The sequence below is a fragment of the cf. Phormidesmis sp. LEGE 11477 genome (genome assembly GCF_015207105.1).
In the GTDB taxonomy this organism is placed as follows: domain Bacteria; phylum Cyanobacteriota; class Cyanobacteriia; order Phormidesmidales; family Phormidesmidaceae; genus Phormidesmis.
The window spans coordinates 1-16042 of sequence record NZ_JADEXO010000128.1; the positions used below are offsets into that span (position 1 = coordinate 1).

Below are 16042 nucleotides of genomic sequence, written 5' to 3' on the forward strand. Positions count from 1 at the left end.
GAGCGGCTGCTTTGGCTGGTGTTTGTCCACGTCTATCCGAACAAAGGCGTTAATTGTTAACAACTTACTTGACTATCATCATCACGCTGAGAAATATCTCTATTTTTTTAAGCCTGAGTAGTTACAATTACCTTTAAATTATGGACTTCTACACACAAGTAGGAAAAGTAGCTATCGGCAGCAGGTTAAGACGACTGAGCGAAGCGCTTACTGAAGATGCGGCAGAAGTCTACAGTCTCTATAGCGTCCCCGCAGACCCGAGATGGTTTCCAGTGCTGTATGTCCTTGCTGAACAGGAGAGCTCTACGGTGACTGAGATTGCTAAGGCTATCGGCCACTCACACCCTTCTGTTAGTCAGATCGTCAAGCAGATGAAAGCAAAGGGGTTGGTCTCGACTGAAAAAAGTGAGCAGGATGCCAGAGTGAGTGTGATTAGGCTTTCCAACACAGGAAAGCAAGCTATCCCAAACTTTGAACAGCAGTTGCGTATTCGCGTGACTTCGGGCTCTTCCGAACTTTTGGTGATCCAAGGCGAGTAGCAGGAAACTATTGAAGCCATTACCTCTCGGGTGCTTCACTCATGGAATTGCTTCAACGCCTGCTACCTAGCTTTCATCTGCTTCATCTCGATAGTTATGATCTGCTGCCCAGTGAGCACCGGCTGACACTCAACCTGACGTCCACCCAGATACAGGCGGCTTGTCCCATCTGCGGCCAGCTAAGCCATCGCGTCCATAGTCGCCATGAGCGCACGTTGGCCGATTTGCCCTGCGTGGCATTTAGCCTGACGCTGATCGTTCAAGTCTGTAAGTTCTTTTGCCACAATCCGGCTTGCCCTCGCCGCATCTTCACTGAACGATTTCCTGACGTTGCCGCCCCTTGGGCCAGAAAAACACAGCGACTGACTGAACACCTACAAGCGATCGCCCTTTCCTTAGGAGGACAAGCGGGTGCCCGCTTGTGTGTTCACCTTGGTTTACGCTGCTGTGGGAGCACCTTGCTCAATCTGCTGTCCCGCTTACCGCTGCCGCCGATCAAAACACCTTGTATCCCCTGGGTGTAGACGACTTCGCCCTGCGCCGAGGACAGCACTACGGCACGATCCTAGTTGACCTAGAGATCCATAAGCCGATTGCGCTGTTATCCGACCGCACCGCTGAGACGCTAGAGGCTTGGTTGAAAGCACATCCTGGCATTGAGATCCTATCGCGCGACCGCTCCAAAGCTTATAAAAGAGGGATGACAGCGGGCGCACCAGAGGCCATTCAAGTAGCAGATCGCTTTCACCTACTGCAAAATCTGGAAGAGACACTCGAAAAAGCCTTTCAAGGGAAAGCGCAAGCCATCAAATCGGTCGAGGCCGCTCAGCTTCAGGCAGCTGGCATTGACCTCCCTGAGCTACCCAGACCGAAAACGTCCTGTCAACAACGGCGAGAGGAAAAACGCACCCAGCGTCTAGAAAACTACAATCAAGCTCATGCTCTCAGGAAACAAGGCTACAAAATCGAAGATATTGCGCATCATCTAGGGATGGGCAAGCGCACCGTCTACACCTACCTCTCTCATGAGAGCTTTCCAGAATGGCAATCCCCTAACCGGAAATATAGCAGTGGTCTTGATCCATATAAGTCCTACCTGATTGAGCAATGGCAACAGGGAAAGCGCCATGCCAAACGGCTGTTTGAAGAGATTCAACAACATGGATTTACCGGCAGCTATGCGATGGTGGCCCGCTACCTTCAGCCACTGCGTCAATCCCATCTGCCCATGAGACCAGCACCCGAATCGCTCAATGAACTGCCGGGTCGTGGCCCTGCCCCCAAAGTCAAGCGAGCCGGTCAGAAAGCACTGAGTGCTCGACGAGTAGCGTGGCTTATCTTGCAACGTTCTGAAACGCTAGATAATGAACAAGAACAACTCTTAGAAAAGTTGACTGCGCAGCCTGAATTATCAGAGGCCATTTCCTTAGCTCAAGGGTTTCTTGAGCTGGTGCGAGAAAGATTGTCTGAGCAGTTGGATGGTTGGCTAAAGAACGCGACGAACAGTTCTATCAAAGCATTTCAGACATTCGCCAAGAGTTTGATAGAAGACTATGATGCGGTCAAAGCGGGTGTCACGCTGGAAGTCAGCAATGGACAAGTGGAAGGACAGAACAATCGACTCAAGATGCTCAAGCGACAGATGTTTGGACGGGCAGGACTCGACCTGTTAGCCAAGCGATTCATCCTGAGCTGAACGTATTTTCACCCGCTTGGCTGCGGATCACCAAAAGTTCGTAAGAGCCCGAAGCAGACGTCATTTTGCACTGAGTCGAACACTCCAGCCTCAACACCTGTGCTCGCTGAGCCAGCAAAGCCAAGCGCCCCTGCACCAGAAGCTACCTACCCTATAACGGTTACGAGAACAGGATTTGACTTTCAATACACTTTCGACGGCGTGATGGAAGTCTATCCAGATAAAAGTGTCATAACTGCCACTTGGACTCCAGAGTGCGGTGACATTGCACCTGTAGACTATCAAACTCAGAAATTTACCTACACGCTATCCAATGACAGCGCCAAGATGAGAACTGTCAACGAGTTTTCAGACTGCATGAACAATCAGGGCACGCTCAACGACACCGATACTTACCGCATTGACTCAGAGGGGACTATTCGAGTTGACCTAATTGATGATGATGGTTCGCTTCTCCTGGAAGATATCATAGTCATCGTCGGTGGTCCTGCGCCTCAGGCTACTGTAGAGCCTGAAGATGAGGTCGTGTCTGCACCAGAACCAGAGCCTATTTCCGAGCCAGAACCTGTCTACACCCCGCCTGCTCGTCCTGTCTACCGAACCTGCAAAGACTACAACGCTGCTGGATACGGCAACTTCGTTAGTGGTGACCCTGAGTATACTTCTAGACGAGATCGCGATGGCGATGGTGTTGCGTGTGAGTTCTAGCTGATGTAGGGATCTAAAAGCTACAGAACCTACTATTTACTGGCCGAGAAGGCGAATCGTCTGACGCTGCTATAGAGCGTTTGGAGGTTGTGATCGCGCTAACTGCTGTTGCAAAACCATATCTTCAACTATTGCCTTTGCTAAAAGCGGTGGTACGGCATTACCTAGTTGTCTAGCCTGATCGTTATAGCTTCCAACAAACTCAAAATTGTCCGAGAAACTTTGAATTCTCGCCACCTCACGAATACTCAAGGTGCGAATATCAACCGGATGCCCCCAGCGGCCAGAACCCGGATGAAAGACCCAGCGCGTAATAGTAGGAGCAATCATGTCCTTAGTCAAGCGTCCGTAAGCTCCACTGTAGCCACTCTTAACTTGTAGCTCGACCGGAAGATCTTTGAGCCCTTGTCCTGGCTTCAAAGCAGATAGTCGTTGAAATTGCTTGGTTCTTAGCTTTCTCGCAATATGATTTCTGACAGTTTTTCTGGAGCCTCTCATCAAAATCTGAAATTCAGAAAACGGCGCTTCTGCGTATTCGCACTCATCTGGCTGTTCTCCATGAAGTAGGGGCCGAAGATCGCCAATTGCTTCCCAGACAGTGACGTGTGATTTAGACGATAAAAAATTCATTTGCTGATTAGGCAACATGTGAGTTGGTTCAGGTGCATCAAAGCTTACGCCATATCTATTAGCTAAAAAGAAAGCTCTTCTTCTTCTTTGAGGCACGCCATAGTCTGCTGCGTTTAGCACAACTTCGGTTACCGAATACCCTTTGTCTGACAACCTGTCTATGACTTCTGTACTGTATGTCTTATCAAAACCGTTTTTCATTTCAGCCACATTTTCCATAAGAATGAGGCCGGGATTCAACGCTTCACAATAGTCCAAAAACACTTTGATTAGGCGGTTGTTAGGTGCATCAAGGTAACGTTGCTTTCTAGGTACATTCTTCGAAAACCCTTGACATGGAGATCCTCCAACTAAAAGGTCTAGCTCACCTTCTAAGATTCCGACCCTTTTCATAAATTCTCCTGGGTCGGTAGATACTAGGTCTAAGTGAAAGCTTTTTTCTTTACCGAAGTTATGCGAAAAAGTAGTCAAGTATTTTGGTTCTATGTCTACCCCAGCCATGACTTCAAATCCAGCTAGCTCTAAACCCGCAGAGATACCGCCGCAGCCGCAAAAGAGATCGATTGCTTTCATAATAGCTCAGTGCCTGTTTAGCGTTCAAGAGAGAATGCAGAAGCTAAGCTGGCTCAGAGAAGTCATCGCCCGCGCTGCTCTCGAACAGGGTATCATCGACCAAGTTGCTACTTTGCTAGAAGTCGTTCCCATTCACTGAGACGCTCCGCTCGGTCTAAAGCGTCACCTCGTTCCGAACCAGTCCCGAGCTACTCATCAAAGGCTATGCACTTTCTGACAGCAGCCTCTCGTTCGATGATTTCACGTGGCTGACGGGGTGTTGCTTTAGCGATCTCACCATGCCACTCTCCATCTGGAGACTTAGATTTTACCCGCTTTACATAAGTCCGATACGCTTCAACCTCTTCCCAGAAGTAAAAGTAATCAAAGCAGATATCCTGCCACCCTCCCGACTGCTCTTCAGAAGCAGCTTGAATGCGATCACGTAAGGGTAGCCAACCGGCTGTCAACTGGTTGAGCGTTATGTTATCAGGAGTATAGATATAGGTACTCTTACCCTCTTCTGTCTGCTTCTTCAAAGAATCATTATAATGATGTAAAACTGCACCTGCGGCACCTGGGTAATCTGAATTGTTCAACAAACTATTTGTGATGGTAATTTGGGTGTTATTACCAGACTCATAGGAGATAGGTTCTCCTATCCAAGCAATAGGGCGTTCTCTTCTGGTTGGAAGCTTGTCGCAGAACAAGAGAGCACTTAGCCCGGCTAGCGTAGAAAGGGCAGCAAGGAGAAAAATCTTTTTTCTGTGTAAGATCATCTTTCTTTTCATCAGTTTTTCAAAAGTCCTCTTCACTTTCATGTTAGGCACCTACGTCCGTGGATGTATTGTTTTCTCGATCCGCTCTATCTCTCTCCAGAGCGCCCATAGTCCTGTTTCTACTGTCTTCGAGCCTTTCTCCTCAGGTTCAGGTCGAGCAGTCCAAAAAGGTCACGACGATTAGCGTTGCTACGCAATTGTTCGCTACACTCACCTGTTCCTCGACCCCCACTTCGTTCAAGTGGGGGAATGCGTCTCAGTCTAGTTCAAAAAGCAGAATTCGTTTGAAGCGATCCCTAACTACCTTCTTCTTTGTTCTTCTGCTTTCCCATAAAAATCAGATCACTCTCCCTATTGGTCTCTCACTGTCGTCGCTCTCAGAAGATTAGCGTCGCTGATTGAGGTGAATTGTTTCACTGCAGCTTCAAGACACTCATCAAGCCCAAGTCCGTAGACTTCAACTTCACCTTCTACCCACAAAGCAAGCTGCGCGATCGCAACTTCCATAACCTCTGAATCTAAGAAAGAGCATATATACATTTGTATCAAAGATTGATTTCCGGCATCAGTCCACAGAGTAAAATTCCGCTCGCGCGGAATAGCCAATGATAGGTCAGCAACATCAGGCTGAATAGCGCACTGAATAGCCAGCGTCACCAGCACATCCCCAGCCTCAATCTTGATTGCCTGCAACAAGTGAGGCAAATCATGATCTGTATATTTTGACTCACCATTCGCAATGTCGTGCTTTGCTTCCTCGTATTCACCAATCGCAGTCCGAAGCTGGCCGATCTCCTCATTCGTCTTTTCAAGCTGCGCCAATGCTTGTTCCTTGTTGTGCTTGATTAGTCCTTTATCATTTCCTAATTCGATAAAGATGAGCGTTTCTAGCTCTTTGATTGTTTTCGGCATTATTCAATCTCAAAAACTGCTTTCTCATAAGTGCCTACGCAAAATTAATTACAAACTTGTCGCCAAAGCCTACTAGCATTGCTTCGACATGCCGCTTGAGGCTTTCCCAGCTTTGATAAGCCTCGATCTCTATCCACTCATACTTCATGAACCGCCAGAGGATTTCAATCAGGTTCAGCTCTGGCGAGTAGGTCGGTAATTCGAACAGATGAAGTCCGCGCGCGGCCCACTCGTCGCGCCGTTCTCTGATCTGCTGGCCCGTGTGGATAGAGGCTTGGTCCATGACAATTACGGTCGGTTTCTCGACCTGAGGAAAGAAGGCTTCAATACAAATAGATCTTAGCAATAACGGCATATTTCATCCTTCTCTGCTACCTTGTCTCTATCAACACTACTAAAATAACTAACTTTAGTTATTTGTTCAAGTCATCTTTTTGAGGGATGTTGATACTACCGCTGCTTATTCCTAGCGCGATCGCCTTAAAGTAATCTCCCCATCTGGGCTGCTCCTCTCCCGAGCGCTCATAGCAGTAGCCTTTTGAGATCGCATCATCCCTGAGAGCCTGGTATACCCACCCCAGTAGTTGAGCAGTTAGCTGCTTTTTTCCAGGGATAGACTTCCGACCCATGCTCAAACCGACCTCAGATACGCTCTGCATCATAGCCTGAATTCAGCGCGTCTAGTTTTTGGTGTAGTTGAAGGCTTTCGCGTAGGGATGCGAGAGAGCGCTTGAAAAGGGTAGGAAAGTTCGACAGAATGGAGGCAAGTCCTCGTATAGATAAGTCGAATGACTATCGATTATGAAAGTCCTATCTTCCAGCGAGAGCTGGAGAGAGAGATGAAGCGCTCAGACCGCAGCCGCGAAGAATTAAAAGAGGAGATTGCTGGCAATATCAAGAGGATGCCTCGTATCTTCGATCCAGATGCATTGAAGAACTTTGCCAAAGTTTCAGCGCTATTCGATGACCTGCTGTTATCAGAGCCATTTGAAGAGGTGGCGTCATCCTCCAGATTTAAGGAGGTATTTCCGCAAGTCATAGCAGAAGACCCCAGCCGAGCGAACTGGAACGAACAGGATGTTCTGCTACATCTACTCCATTCAGGAGCGCAACGGGTGTCCCTGGATCAGACGTTGGCGAATAGTCCAGACGAAGCGAGTTCAGATGGAGCTGTCTAAGCGCTACTGAACAGCGTCGTGGGCTGTTTCTTGCCCTCAGCAGCTCACCGACATCGATTGCTAAAGTCAGTTGAATCGAGTTAGAGAGAATGTACCTTGTCGGATGACTGAGGAATATGAAATGCAGGTAGAGCAGCAGTTAGAGAAACTAGTAAAGCATATTCGGTCCCGAAGGAGCATGGACTGTGAACAGTCAGCTACTGCGGCAAGATTGCTGCTGAGTTCCATAGGAAGAAATAACCTCTGGATATTAATAAACACGTTAAGAGCAGCTACAGCCAAGAATATTTTGCCTGATCTAGCTGAATGGAAAGTTGAAGGAGTACTCAACGCCAACACCCATCTACAGCCTTATCTGAATCCTTGGCGTGAGCTGAGTCAAGAAGTTGTGGAAGTATGGTCTAAGTCCGATACTTGCGCCTTCCCCCGTATTTTCTACGATTGCACTTGTCACAAAGAAAAGATATTGCAGCTTTACAGTCAATATATGATCCTGAAGCAAGCGGATGAAATCGAGTTCCCTAAATACAAAGAGGCGGTCATCGCCAGTGTGCTTGAGGCATACAACGTCCCTAGGGAGACGCTATCAAAAGCTATCAATGATTCGCCAGTGCTGCGCCCGTAACGTAGTGGTAGAAGCCGCGTAGTAGTAAAAGAGAGCGATGCCCCCGGTGCCCGGTATGCAGAGCACTGCGATGGAGAGCTGATAGGTAAGGTGAGCTGCTGTCTTTGCTCTCTAGCTCTACTAATCTGCAAGATGGTCGGGCCCCTGTTTTTCACCTGTTGTCAGTGCCTATGTAGTTCGACTGTGATGACGTGATTACCCGTAATCACATTTGCTAGCACGCGATCGCCCCTATCCACCCGCCCTACTGATTAGGCTAAAGGTAGAAGCACTAGAGCAGAGTGTAATCGCTGCTAGCGTTTGCCTGTTGTGCTGCTGTGATGACGCGATTACTCGTTATCCCCCTTCTCTTGCTACTTATTCTTCATCTAGGCTATCGACGCTAAGTGGAACTAGTTCGCCTTGAGTGGTCATGGCCAGCTACATCTCTTCGTAGGGTTCGATGGTGCGTCCAGTTAGAGCGCACTTTTCTATTTGTCTGGCCTCTGCGGCCATCACGCTGCGGATATCAGTTTGATTGATCTGTGCGGAATTTCCACCTAGAATTTACGTAGTCCCATAGGACATCGCGCATGAGCGACTGGTAGCCACTGCTGCACAACTAAGGGGTAACCGCTCGGTTTCCGCTACTCTAGATTGAGTTATTGCTGAAAATCAATGCCCGAATTAGACCTTGCGGTTGCGTAAGTCGCAGCCAACTTTTCATCGGAAATGGCTACCGTATCCACTGGTAATTGATCCCGATCGAAGGACTGACTCTCTAGAATCTTCTCTACTTTCCTAAATCTTTCTAAGTCCTGCTGGCCAACCGCGCGGAAATGATATGGATACAGCTCATCATTATCACTAGAGAGAAACATCCCGTTCTCATCCTTAGCGCGCACTACGAAGCCTGAATCATGCATGTAGGAAACGTCATACATCTCTCCAGAAGCTCTCCACTCGCCAAAATCCTCATTGAGCGTCAACCCTCCTTGCGTTTCGGCGAAAGCAAAAAATTGAGATGCAATTCCAAGGATCTCCTTGGCCCTCTCTAGTTCCGATGCTTCTGTTGGAGATTCAGCAACGTGTTCTTCATTGGGATTACCTAGATCAGGCGGACCTTGCGAGCTTTGTTCTTCCTGACTATCAAGGGAGGCAATAGTTAATTCATCTGAGGTTGGCTCTCGCGTTTCTGCTAATTCGGCCTCTTCTACTTCGGGTTCTTCTACTTCCGAGCAATATCCTTCTACTTCCGATTCATACCATTCTTCTTCGCTCTCGTAACCCTCCAACTCGTACAGTGTCGGCTGGTTCTCAAGGGTAAGCTCATAATAGATATCTTCCCTTTCTGCCTCAACAGCTTTCGCCACATCACTGCTTACTTCAGCTAGGAATTCTTGCCGTACGTCCTCGGAAAGTTCGGTTCGAGACAGTCGATCTGCAAAGCTATCAGGCGGGGGCAGATCCGGTTCTCTGACGTCAGAATCATAAAGAGCCCCTACCGCCGCCTTTATCTCAACTCTATGTTGTTCAACTAAACTTTTTGCTGTGTCTATGTCTACACCTGCGTTTCTTAACCGTCCAAACAGATCGTCTGACACGGAAGGGGACTGTATTCTGCCCTGTTCATCGTTCATACATCCACTGCCACTAGCTTTTTCAGCACTAAAAGGGCACCCAAGAAAGAAGGCACAATATTAAAACTTTGCTTGAGTTTTCAACCAACAAAATAAGGCACTATTGCTTCTTACGCAAAAGTGATGTCCATAGAGTTTGTCACAGGCTCTAACTCCTTTGCCTAAACAGGCGCAAATATGTTGATATCAGAGGCTTCAATAGCCAGACTACTACCCCTAGACAGTGTGGCTAGAACCTGGACTCCACCACGTTTCTTTCCGTTAGAGTCAAAGACAACTGTTGAGTTCGTAGGATTGTAGCCAAAGAGTTGATCATCGTTTTGAGCAGAAGAGCCTAGAAAGAACATTTCATTTGACAGGGTTCCTACTGGAAGGTCTTCTGGCGGAGGGCTACCCACTGGATAACTTACGCCACTAAAGTGCCTTGAGCTGATTAGAAACTCATCGACGCCGGATTTAAAGCCTTCAATGCGATCACCACCTTCATCTGCGCCTAGATACAAAAATTGGTCTCTACCTCGTCCGCCAATCAAAAAGTCTTTTCCTAGTCCTCCATACAAAAGATCGTCTCCACCCAGCCCAAAAATCTTATCGTCACCAGAGCCTCCAGCTATGTCATTGGCAGCGCGACTACCAATCAACTCATCGCTGAACTGAGTACCCCAAACGTGCTCTATGGAAATAAGCTTATCTACATCTCCAAAGTAATCAACCGCCCTCCCTTTGTTGAGATCAGCAAATACACCTTTGGAGTTGCTGGGCGCGGGGTTCCAAGAAAAAGGCACGTCAAAGAAAAGCTCATCTTCCCCTTTGCCGCCGATAAGCACGTCGCTACCTGCACCACCGAGTAGCAGATCGTTGCCTCTGCGTCCTATCAGCTTGTTATCAGAGCCGTCGCCTAGGAAAGTATCGTTTCCTCTACCACCTACAAATGGGAATTCAGTGATGTACTTTGGTTCATAGCGTGGATTACGGTCAAATTCTGCAAGTCCAAATTCCAGTCTGATAGAAGAAGGCATAAAATCAATTCAATACACTAAACTTTCACACAACAAACTAAAGCACTGCTGCTGCTTTCGCAAAAGTGATGTTTATGCACAAATCTTGCTGTTTATGTATACGTCCTGTATAAGTCGTGTATACGCTCTGTGTAAATAATGGGTGATTCTGTATAGAAAAAAGCCTGCTTGTATCGATTCAGCCAAATTCTGTTCTATCTATGTATCAATAACTCGGAAATATGCACACATAATCTCTAAATCAGTGACTGCCTGCATCACCCAAAGCTTAATAATGATTAACATATCAACACAGCGATATGAAAGCAGATCCTATTCAATTAAGAGAACTGATAACACCGAGATCTTCCAATGTTTTGGACAACGGCCATCTCATCAAAAGTGAGGACAAAGAGAGACGGCTTTGGTACTTTGCACAATACACTTTCGGGTGGAGTAACTGGCTGCAATCACGCGGAATTCCATTCTCAGAAGATCCCACAGATCTATTTTTTGAAGCAGCTACGAAAGTTGGCTTCAGCAGAGACGAGGCAGGCACAATACTAGATGGAGACACTATTGCTTGGGCTCATCTGTTCAGCTTGCGCCCTGAGCTAGCCGAATATTGCCCACCTGAGACTAAGCAAAGTGTAGCTGAGTACATCAACGAATATCGGCAACATGTGCCTAAGCAGCACTCAGATTCAAAGGCATTCAAAAATAGAAAATCATCGCCAGCAGAAGGCGATCCAGCGAAACAGATGAGCGCCGAGGAGTCGGACACAACTTTTGCGGCACTAGGTCGAGAAATCGCAAACTCTCTTGGCGAAGAGAAGGATGGGCATCGTCAAGTCGAAGGGAAAGCCAACTACAGAATTGTTATTAACCTTGCGTCTAATACAATGCGAATCTACGCCAAGGATAGAGGAGATGACCCTATTCTTATCGATGCAAACGGGCAGATTGACCACGCAGCTTCAAGGGTAGTTCCAGAAGATGTCAGGCGATTTCAGCAGATAGCTAATCGAATAAGAGAGCATCAACATAGCCAAAACAAAGAGGTAAAAGAGATGCAGGCTTAACCCGATTTGAACCCGCAATGGCTTTTCATAAAGGACGAGCTGAAACGCTAGAGAACAGGTAGCTAGTCGCTACCGCGACGAATGTTTGACCTTCAAAAGGGAGAACGTATGGTAGTCGCAAAACCAATACTTAAGAAAAATGCTATCGAGAGGCTTTCCTCAGACCTCTCGATAGAGGAACGGATCGAACGCATAATAGGCTACAAGCCTTCCGCCTACCAGAAGGCAATCATCCAGTTTCTGTTAGAGAAAACTAAAAATGGAGCTTGCAATGCTGTTGCTGGTTCAGGAAAATCATCAACGCTGATGATAGCAGCGATCGCACTAGCTGCTAAAGGCGTTCTAGCCAGCACACTAAAGGTGCTAGTCTTTGGCAAAGCTAATGCTAAAGACCTTCAAACTAAAATCTTAAAGCTTGGCCGAGATTGGAAATATTGCTCGTCTACACTTCACTCAGTAGGTTATAGCCTACTAAGGAAAGAGATTGAGGTAAAAATAGATGTGCAAGAATGTAAATATAGGAAGATTGCGCGAGAAAGAGGATATTTATCTACTGGCGACAAAAAGGGTAGCTTGATAGAAGAGCAAGTTTGTTCTGAATCAGAATTTCTAAAGCTCGTAGATCTAGTTCGCCTGACAAACCAGACTGCCTGTGCAGAAGTCATCCGGGACTTGGCGAAAGACCATGAAATAGAGGCGTTTGAGTTCTCTCAGATTGCTGAAGCTATCGTGGTTTGCCTCCAAGTAGGTAAAATCATCGCCCGAACAAAGGGCGTCTTAGACTATACCGATATGATCTGGCTGCCAGTGCTTTGGCAGCTAGATACTCGGCCTTGGTTTCGGGCCTACGAATACCTGTTCGTAGATGAGTGCCAAGATCTCAATCAGACTCAGTTGACGTTAGCGCTAATGCTGTCTGGGCAGGTCAGCGGCTATAGAGGAAAGGCTGGGCGAATCATCTTTGTTGGTGACCCTGCACAAGCCATCATGGGCTTCGCTGGTGCAGACTGCAACAGCTATAGCAACATCGTCGATCAGGCTAAGGCTGTAGAGTTGCCGCTCTCAACCTGCTATAGGTGCCCAAGCTCTCATATACGACTAGTCAGATATCTGTTCCCTCATATCCCGATTGAGCCTCGGGATGACGCACCTGTGGGTTCCATTCAAACCATCGGCGACGCTCAGCTTAAGCAGATGCTGAAGACTGGCGACATGGTACTGTCACGAAAGACGGCACCATTGGTGCGACTCTGTATTCGGCTGATTGCAGATGGCGTTCGCGCCGCTGTTAAAGGCCGGAACATCGGCGAGACGCTCAAGCGTGAGCTTGAGAACATTACTAAGCTACCAGGGTTCCACTTCTCGCAGTTCTCAAGGTTTCTAGGCGAGTATGGGGAGCTGAAGGCTGAGCGGTATAAAGGGTTGGAAAATTACGAGCAGCTGATGCAGAGCCTCTCTGACAGATTGGATGCGCTAGAGGCAATTTACCAGTCCCAGGTCAGTGCAACTAGCGTCGTTGATCTAGCGACGCACATCGACAGCATGTTTGCCGACAATGATGATTCACCGATCACATTGTCAACCGTTCATAGAAGCAAAGGTCTGGAGGGCAAGCGGATATTCCTGCTCAAGCCGGATGACCTGCCACTGACTTGGAAGGGTCAACAGCCCTGGCAGCTAAAGCAAGAGGAGAACCTTCTCTATGTTGCCCTAACCCGCTCTACTTCTGAGCTGTTCTTCGTCGGGGAACCAAGCTGGCTACCAGCCAAGGTCGAACCAGATGCTGAGGTGATCGAGAAAGCACCAGACGCAAATGTTGTCCGGCTTTGCGAAAAGCTGGGTGTGCAGACAGTTGCTAAAGACCTTCTGAAGCTAGCAACTTCAGCAGACATCGCAGCAGTTAGGCAGATGCTTGATGCTTTATAAACTCAGGGACTTTGTACAGATCTTTCTGTGCAAAGTCCTTCTTCTTTCAGCGGCTTCAGGACGGCTATCGCCGCGAAGCACTGATGTAAGGAAGAGGTTTTCTAAATGCCACTCGAATTAGAATATCAAGTAGAGCAAGAAGTCAGAGAAAGACAGCAAGACGGAGCTGCTGAAGAGCTAGATCTGCTGAAAGACGAGCAGCGACAGATCGCTACTCATCCCATAAATATGCTTTTCAGAGTATTTAGAGACTGGTTTGAACCGAGGACTGCTACACGAACGTGTCAGCTTTGCATCAACTGGCGGGCAAGGTCCGACGGTTCCGGATATTGCATGTGTCGCGCAGCGGCAGGAATTTCACAGATAAGTAAAACACACGCACAGAAGTGCGAACTATACACCGAACAGCCGTTCTAAGCTCAACTACCCGCCAAGGTTTCGACGAAGCACTGCACAGAGTATATCTGCGCGGTGCTTCTGTTTTTTGTCATTGCAAGAGCGGCGATTGCCGCGAAGTTTTAGAAGTCACTTCAGGCTTCTGGTAATTCATCAAAAGGTATCAACTATGAACAACCCACAACTGACTAATGAGGCAATCGGATTACTGAACATGGTGGCGGGTGATCCACAACTAACCCAAGCTTTGATCGCATTTGTGAATGCTCTCAAGGGAAACAAAAGCCCTTGGATCAAAGAAGAGGAAGCAACTTTGATTTTCACCAACCCGCAGCATCCAAGCGGCCTATGGTCGATGCCCGGAGAAGGTCCAAAAGACTTTGTTGATTGTCCATCGGATAAGCTACGCGGCAGAATCACACGTCTCTGGCATAAGAAGAACGAGAAAGGTGCCACTAGATGGTACCTCCAACTAGAATGCTCGGATGGCAGATATCTCATCGTAATGGCTCATAATCGTATATTCTGCCGGACAGCGCTATCGTCCATTACGATGATGTCGCAAGAGGAATTGCGAAATGAAGTTGTAATAGAGTGTAGAGCATGGGAAGCCCAAGAAGGCCCAGCTCAATTCTGCACAATCTACGTCGGAGCTGAGAAGCGCGAGATAAAACCAGATCGAGTAGACTCCGACAGTTTGGCAACGATCGCTAGAGTCGCACAGACGGCTGTTGCAGAGGCTAACGGCTACGAATATCAAGTTCCTCAGCAGATGAGTCCTCAGCGGGTTGAGGCGGTAGTACCCGTCAGTAACGGCGGGGACGACATTCCGTTCTAAAAGCAACAGCTTGGCACCTCCAGTCTCTTCTTTAGTCAAAGCTAAAGAAGAGATTTTCTTTTTATAGTACTAATATACTGTCAAGCGTAGTAACATCTTGAAAACTCTTCCCTAGAATCACCAGAGAAGAGTTCTTTCAACTACTCAATTCAGCTCAAGTTCATTGCACAGCTAACGCTTTGTATGGCTGAACTTACTAAGGAGTTGCCATGCAAAGCTCTCTATTCGATCCTGTTTATCAGCAGGATTCCATACCAGAATTCATTCGTAGCCTCATGGAGCAGGGCGCAGCGCTGTCCGTATCCATCAGCGGAGGCAAAGATAGCGATGCTATGTTGCGCTTCCTTGCCAAGTTATATCAGGCAAACGGCTGGAAAGGCGAGCTATCCGCTCTCTTCTGTGAACTGGGGAGAATCGAGTGGCTCGGTGTCATTGAACACATACAGAAACTATATGGAGATTTGTCTGTTCCTCTAATCAAGCTATGGCCTAAGAGATCGATGATTGGAGAGTGGCAGCATCGCTACGAGACCATCATTTCAAAGCAAGAAGACAAGCCATTCTGGAGCAGCGCCGCTGCTCGCTTCTGCACCAAGCATGAGAAGACACAGCCAGCTGATAAGCTGCTGCGTGGTCATGACTTTGTCGTTTGTGCCATCGGCTTGCGAGCAGAAGAATCGTCGGCTAGGGCTAAAAAGCCGCGCTACCAAGTGAGGAATGATATCGCATCAACTTGGTACAAGACGCCAAAAGAATACAAGACTGCCGAAGAGAAAGAAGCCTGGGCAGAGCAAGCTTATCAACTGTGGCTAGATTCTGACCGGAAGGGCCGATTTGCGATTACCTGGCATCCAATCCATCACTGGACTCTGGAAGAGGTCTGGAACTACAATGGCACGTCTTCAGCCGATGTCGCTCACCGTACAACCCTCTACCGATCTGGCAAGGTCAAGCAAGCGGTCGCAGGGTTTCCCTGCCACTGGGCATACGCTGCTGGTAACACACGGCTATCGTGCAGCATGTGCGTCCTCGCCTCAACTAACGACATCGTCAACGGCGCTCAGCATAATCCGTGGACATGGGCAGAGCTGTCGCTGATGGAAATCGTTGGAGGTTGGGGGTTCCAGCAGAGCCGATGGTTAGCCTCTCTGAGCGGGGAAGTTCTCGGGATGTCTCTGAAGAAGCGCAAGAAATTGCATCGAACGCTGCAAGAACTGTCTCTAGTGAAGCCGTTGCCCTCAGCGTTCTTGCTCTCGTTCCTGCTCAACTGTCGTTCAGAGCATCTAGTGTTCTGGACTGATACAGCGTTTCTGGCGATCGCTCGGCTGATCATTGATATGCTCCCCTAGCTGAAGCAAGGGGATTCTCCGGCTAGATAACAGACTTGCTGTTACCGTACGGCTGGCTTAACGAAGCAATCGCGCTGCTAGGAAACCTAGTCTTACATGCGTTCATCGTTCAGTTAACGTCTTGGGCTAACTCCAGCCCAGACGATTCGATATTACGAGCGGCGTTCTCATCTCTATCGTGCTCAACTCCACAGCTAATGCAGAGAACAGAGCGA

General features: G+C 48.0%; 14 protein-coding genes and 2 pseudogenes. 9 read left to right on the forward strand and 7 right to left on the reverse strand.

Translation table 11 applies throughout. From position 1 onward, the window contains the following. The first annotated feature begins 140 nt into the window (after positions 1-140). From IQ256_RS24440 to IQ256_RS30550, 3 genes and pseudogenes are all read left to right on the forward strand, one after another. A complete protein-coding gene (locus IQ256_RS24440; protein ID WP_193858303.1) occupies positions 141-539 on the forward strand; it encodes a MarR family winged helix-turn-helix transcriptional regulator in 399 nt (132 codons plus the stop codon). A gap of 41 nt (positions 540-580) precedes the next feature. Beyond that, positions 581-2235: pseudogene (locus IQ256_RS24445) on the forward strand (ISL3 family transposase). Positions 2236-2334: 99 nt separating this feature from the next. Beyond that, entirely contained in the window at positions 2335-2943 is a 609-nt protein-coding gene (locus IQ256_RS30550) for an excalibur calcium-binding domain-containing protein (RefSeq protein ID WP_193858304.1), read from the forward strand. A gap of 69 nt (positions 2944-3012) precedes the next feature. On the opposite strand, the gene IQ256_RS24455 is transcribed toward IQ256_RS30550, so the two are convergent. From IQ256_RS24455 to IQ256_RS24475, 5 genes and pseudogenes are all read right to left on the reverse strand, one after another. Then, positions 3013-4146: a DNA cytosine methyltransferase gene (locus IQ256_RS24455; RefSeq protein WP_193858305.1), complete on the reverse strand. Its 1134-nt coding sequence runs from the start codon at positions 4144-4146 to the stop codon at positions 3013-3015. 188 nt (positions 4147-4334) lie between these two features. Beyond that, positions 4335-4946, reverse strand: a complete 612-nt coding sequence (locus IQ256_RS24460; protein ID WP_193858306.1) for a hypothetical protein — start codon at positions 4944-4946, stop codon at positions 4335-4337. A 309-nt stretch (positions 4947-5255) separates the two neighbouring features. After that, entirely contained in the window at positions 5256-5816 is a 561-nt protein-coding gene (locus IQ256_RS24465; protein WP_193858307.1) for a hypothetical protein, read from the reverse strand. A 34-nt stretch (positions 5817-5850) separates the two neighbouring features. Next, positions 5851-6153: pseudogene (locus tag IQ256_RS24470) on the reverse strand (transposase); the annotation flags it as partial. Between the two features lie 76 nt (positions 6154-6229). Beyond that, positions 6230-6445 (reverse strand): hypothetical protein, encoded by a 216-nt coding sequence (locus IQ256_RS24475; protein WP_193858309.1) that lies wholly within the window; start codon positions 6443-6445, stop codon positions 6230-6232. A gap of 159 nt (positions 6446-6604) precedes the next feature. Here IQ256_RS24475 and IQ256_RS24480 point away from each other — a divergent pair, with 159 nt between their 5' ends. Both IQ256_RS24480 and IQ256_RS24485 read left to right on the forward strand, forming a co-directional pair. Then, positions 6605-6994, forward strand: a complete 390-nt coding sequence (locus tag IQ256_RS24480; protein ID WP_193858310.1) for a hypothetical protein — start codon at positions 6605-6607, stop codon at positions 6992-6994. 103 nt (positions 6995-7097) lie between these two features. Further along, positions 7098-7619 carry a hypothetical protein gene (locus IQ256_RS24485; protein ID WP_193858311.1) on the forward strand — a complete coding sequence of 174 codons (522 nt, stop codon included), beginning with the start codon at positions 7098-7100 and terminating at the stop codon, positions 7617-7619. Between the two features lie 641 nt (positions 7620-8260). On the opposite strand, the gene IQ256_RS24490 is transcribed toward IQ256_RS24485, so the two are convergent. Next, on the reverse strand, positions 8261-9238 hold the full coding sequence (locus tag IQ256_RS24490; RefSeq protein WP_193858312.1) for a hypothetical protein: 978 nt from the start codon (positions 9236-9238) through the stop codon (positions 8261-8263). A gap of 161 nt (positions 9239-9399) precedes the next feature. Next, on the reverse strand, positions 9400-10257 hold the full coding sequence (locus IQ256_RS24495; protein WP_193858313.1) for a calcium-binding protein: 858 nt from the start codon (positions 10255-10257) through the stop codon (positions 9400-9402). Positions 10258-10556: 299 nt separating this feature from the next. Between IQ256_RS24495 and IQ256_RS24500 the strand changes: the two genes are divergently transcribed. From IQ256_RS24500 to IQ256_RS24515, 4 genes are all read left to right on the forward strand, one after another. Beyond that, positions 10557-11318, forward strand: a complete 762-nt coding sequence (locus IQ256_RS24500; RefSeq protein ID WP_193858314.1) for a hypothetical protein — start codon at positions 10557-10559, stop codon at positions 11316-11318. A gap of 108 nt (positions 11319-11426) precedes the next feature. Continuing rightward, positions 11427-13244, forward strand: a complete 1818-nt coding sequence (locus tag IQ256_RS24505) for a UvrD-helicase domain-containing protein (RefSeq protein ID WP_193858315.1) — start codon at positions 11427-11429, stop codon at positions 13242-13244. A 565-nt stretch (positions 13245-13809) separates the two neighbouring features. Then, on the forward strand, positions 13810-14478 hold the full coding sequence (locus IQ256_RS24510; protein WP_193858316.1) for a hypothetical protein: 669 nt from the start codon (positions 13810-13812) through the stop codon (positions 14476-14478). 209 nt (positions 14479-14687) lie between these two features. Next, positions 14688-15827: a phosphoadenosine phosphosulfate reductase family protein gene (locus tag IQ256_RS24515; protein ID WP_193858317.1), complete on the forward strand. Its 1140-nt coding sequence runs from the start codon at positions 14688-14690 to the stop codon at positions 15825-15827. Positions 15828-16042 lie beyond the last annotated feature (215 nt).

Excerpts from the sequence above, each read along its gene's own strand:
- IQ256_RS24440 (WP_193858303.1), top strand. The coding sequence starts at position 141 with ATGGACTTCTACACACAAGTAGGAAAAGTAGCTATCGGCAGCAGGTTA.
- IQ256_RS24455 (WP_193858305.1), bottom strand. The coding sequence starts at position 4,146 with ATGAAAGCAATCGATCTCTTTTGCGGCTGCGGCGGTATCTCTGCGGGT.
- IQ256_RS24460 (WP_193858306.1), bottom strand. The coding sequence starts at position 4,946 with ATGAAAGTGAAGAGGACTTTTGAAAAACTGATGAAAAGAAAGATGATC.
- IQ256_RS24465 (WP_193858307.1), bottom strand. The coding sequence starts at position 5,816 with ATGCCGAAAACAATCAAAGAGCTAGAAACGCTCATCTTTATCGAATTA.
- IQ256_RS24475 (WP_193858309.1), bottom strand. The coding sequence starts at position 6,445 with ATGGGTCGGAAGTCTATCCCTGGAAAAAAGCAGCTAACTGCTCAACTA.
- IQ256_RS24480 (WP_193858310.1), top strand. The coding sequence starts at position 6,605 with ATGACTATCGATTATGAAAGTCCTATCTTCCAGCGAGAGCTGGAGAGA.
- IQ256_RS24485 (WP_193858311.1), top strand. The coding sequence starts at position 7,098 with ATGACTGAGGAATATGAAATGCAGGTAGAGCAGCAGTTAGAGAAACTA.
- IQ256_RS24490 (WP_193858312.1), bottom strand. The coding sequence starts at position 9,238 with ATGAACGATGAACAGGGCAGAATACAGTCCCCTTCCGTGTCAGACGAT.
- IQ256_RS24495 (WP_193858313.1), bottom strand. The coding sequence starts at position 10,257 with ATGCCTTCTTCTATCAGACTGGAATTTGGACTTGCAGAATTTGACCGT.
- IQ256_RS24500 (WP_193858314.1), top strand. The coding sequence starts at position 10,557 with ATGAAAGCAGATCCTATTCAATTAAGAGAACTGATAACACCGAGATCT.
- IQ256_RS24505 (WP_193858315.1), top strand. The coding sequence starts at position 11,427 with ATGGTAGTCGCAAAACCAATACTTAAGAAAAATGCTATCGAGAGGCTT.
- IQ256_RS24510 (WP_193858316.1), top strand. The coding sequence starts at position 13,810 with ATGAACAACCCACAACTGACTAATGAGGCAATCGGATTACTGAACATG.
- IQ256_RS24515 (WP_193858317.1), top strand. The coding sequence starts at position 14,688 with ATGCAAAGCTCTCTATTCGATCCTGTTTATCAGCAGGATTCCATACCA.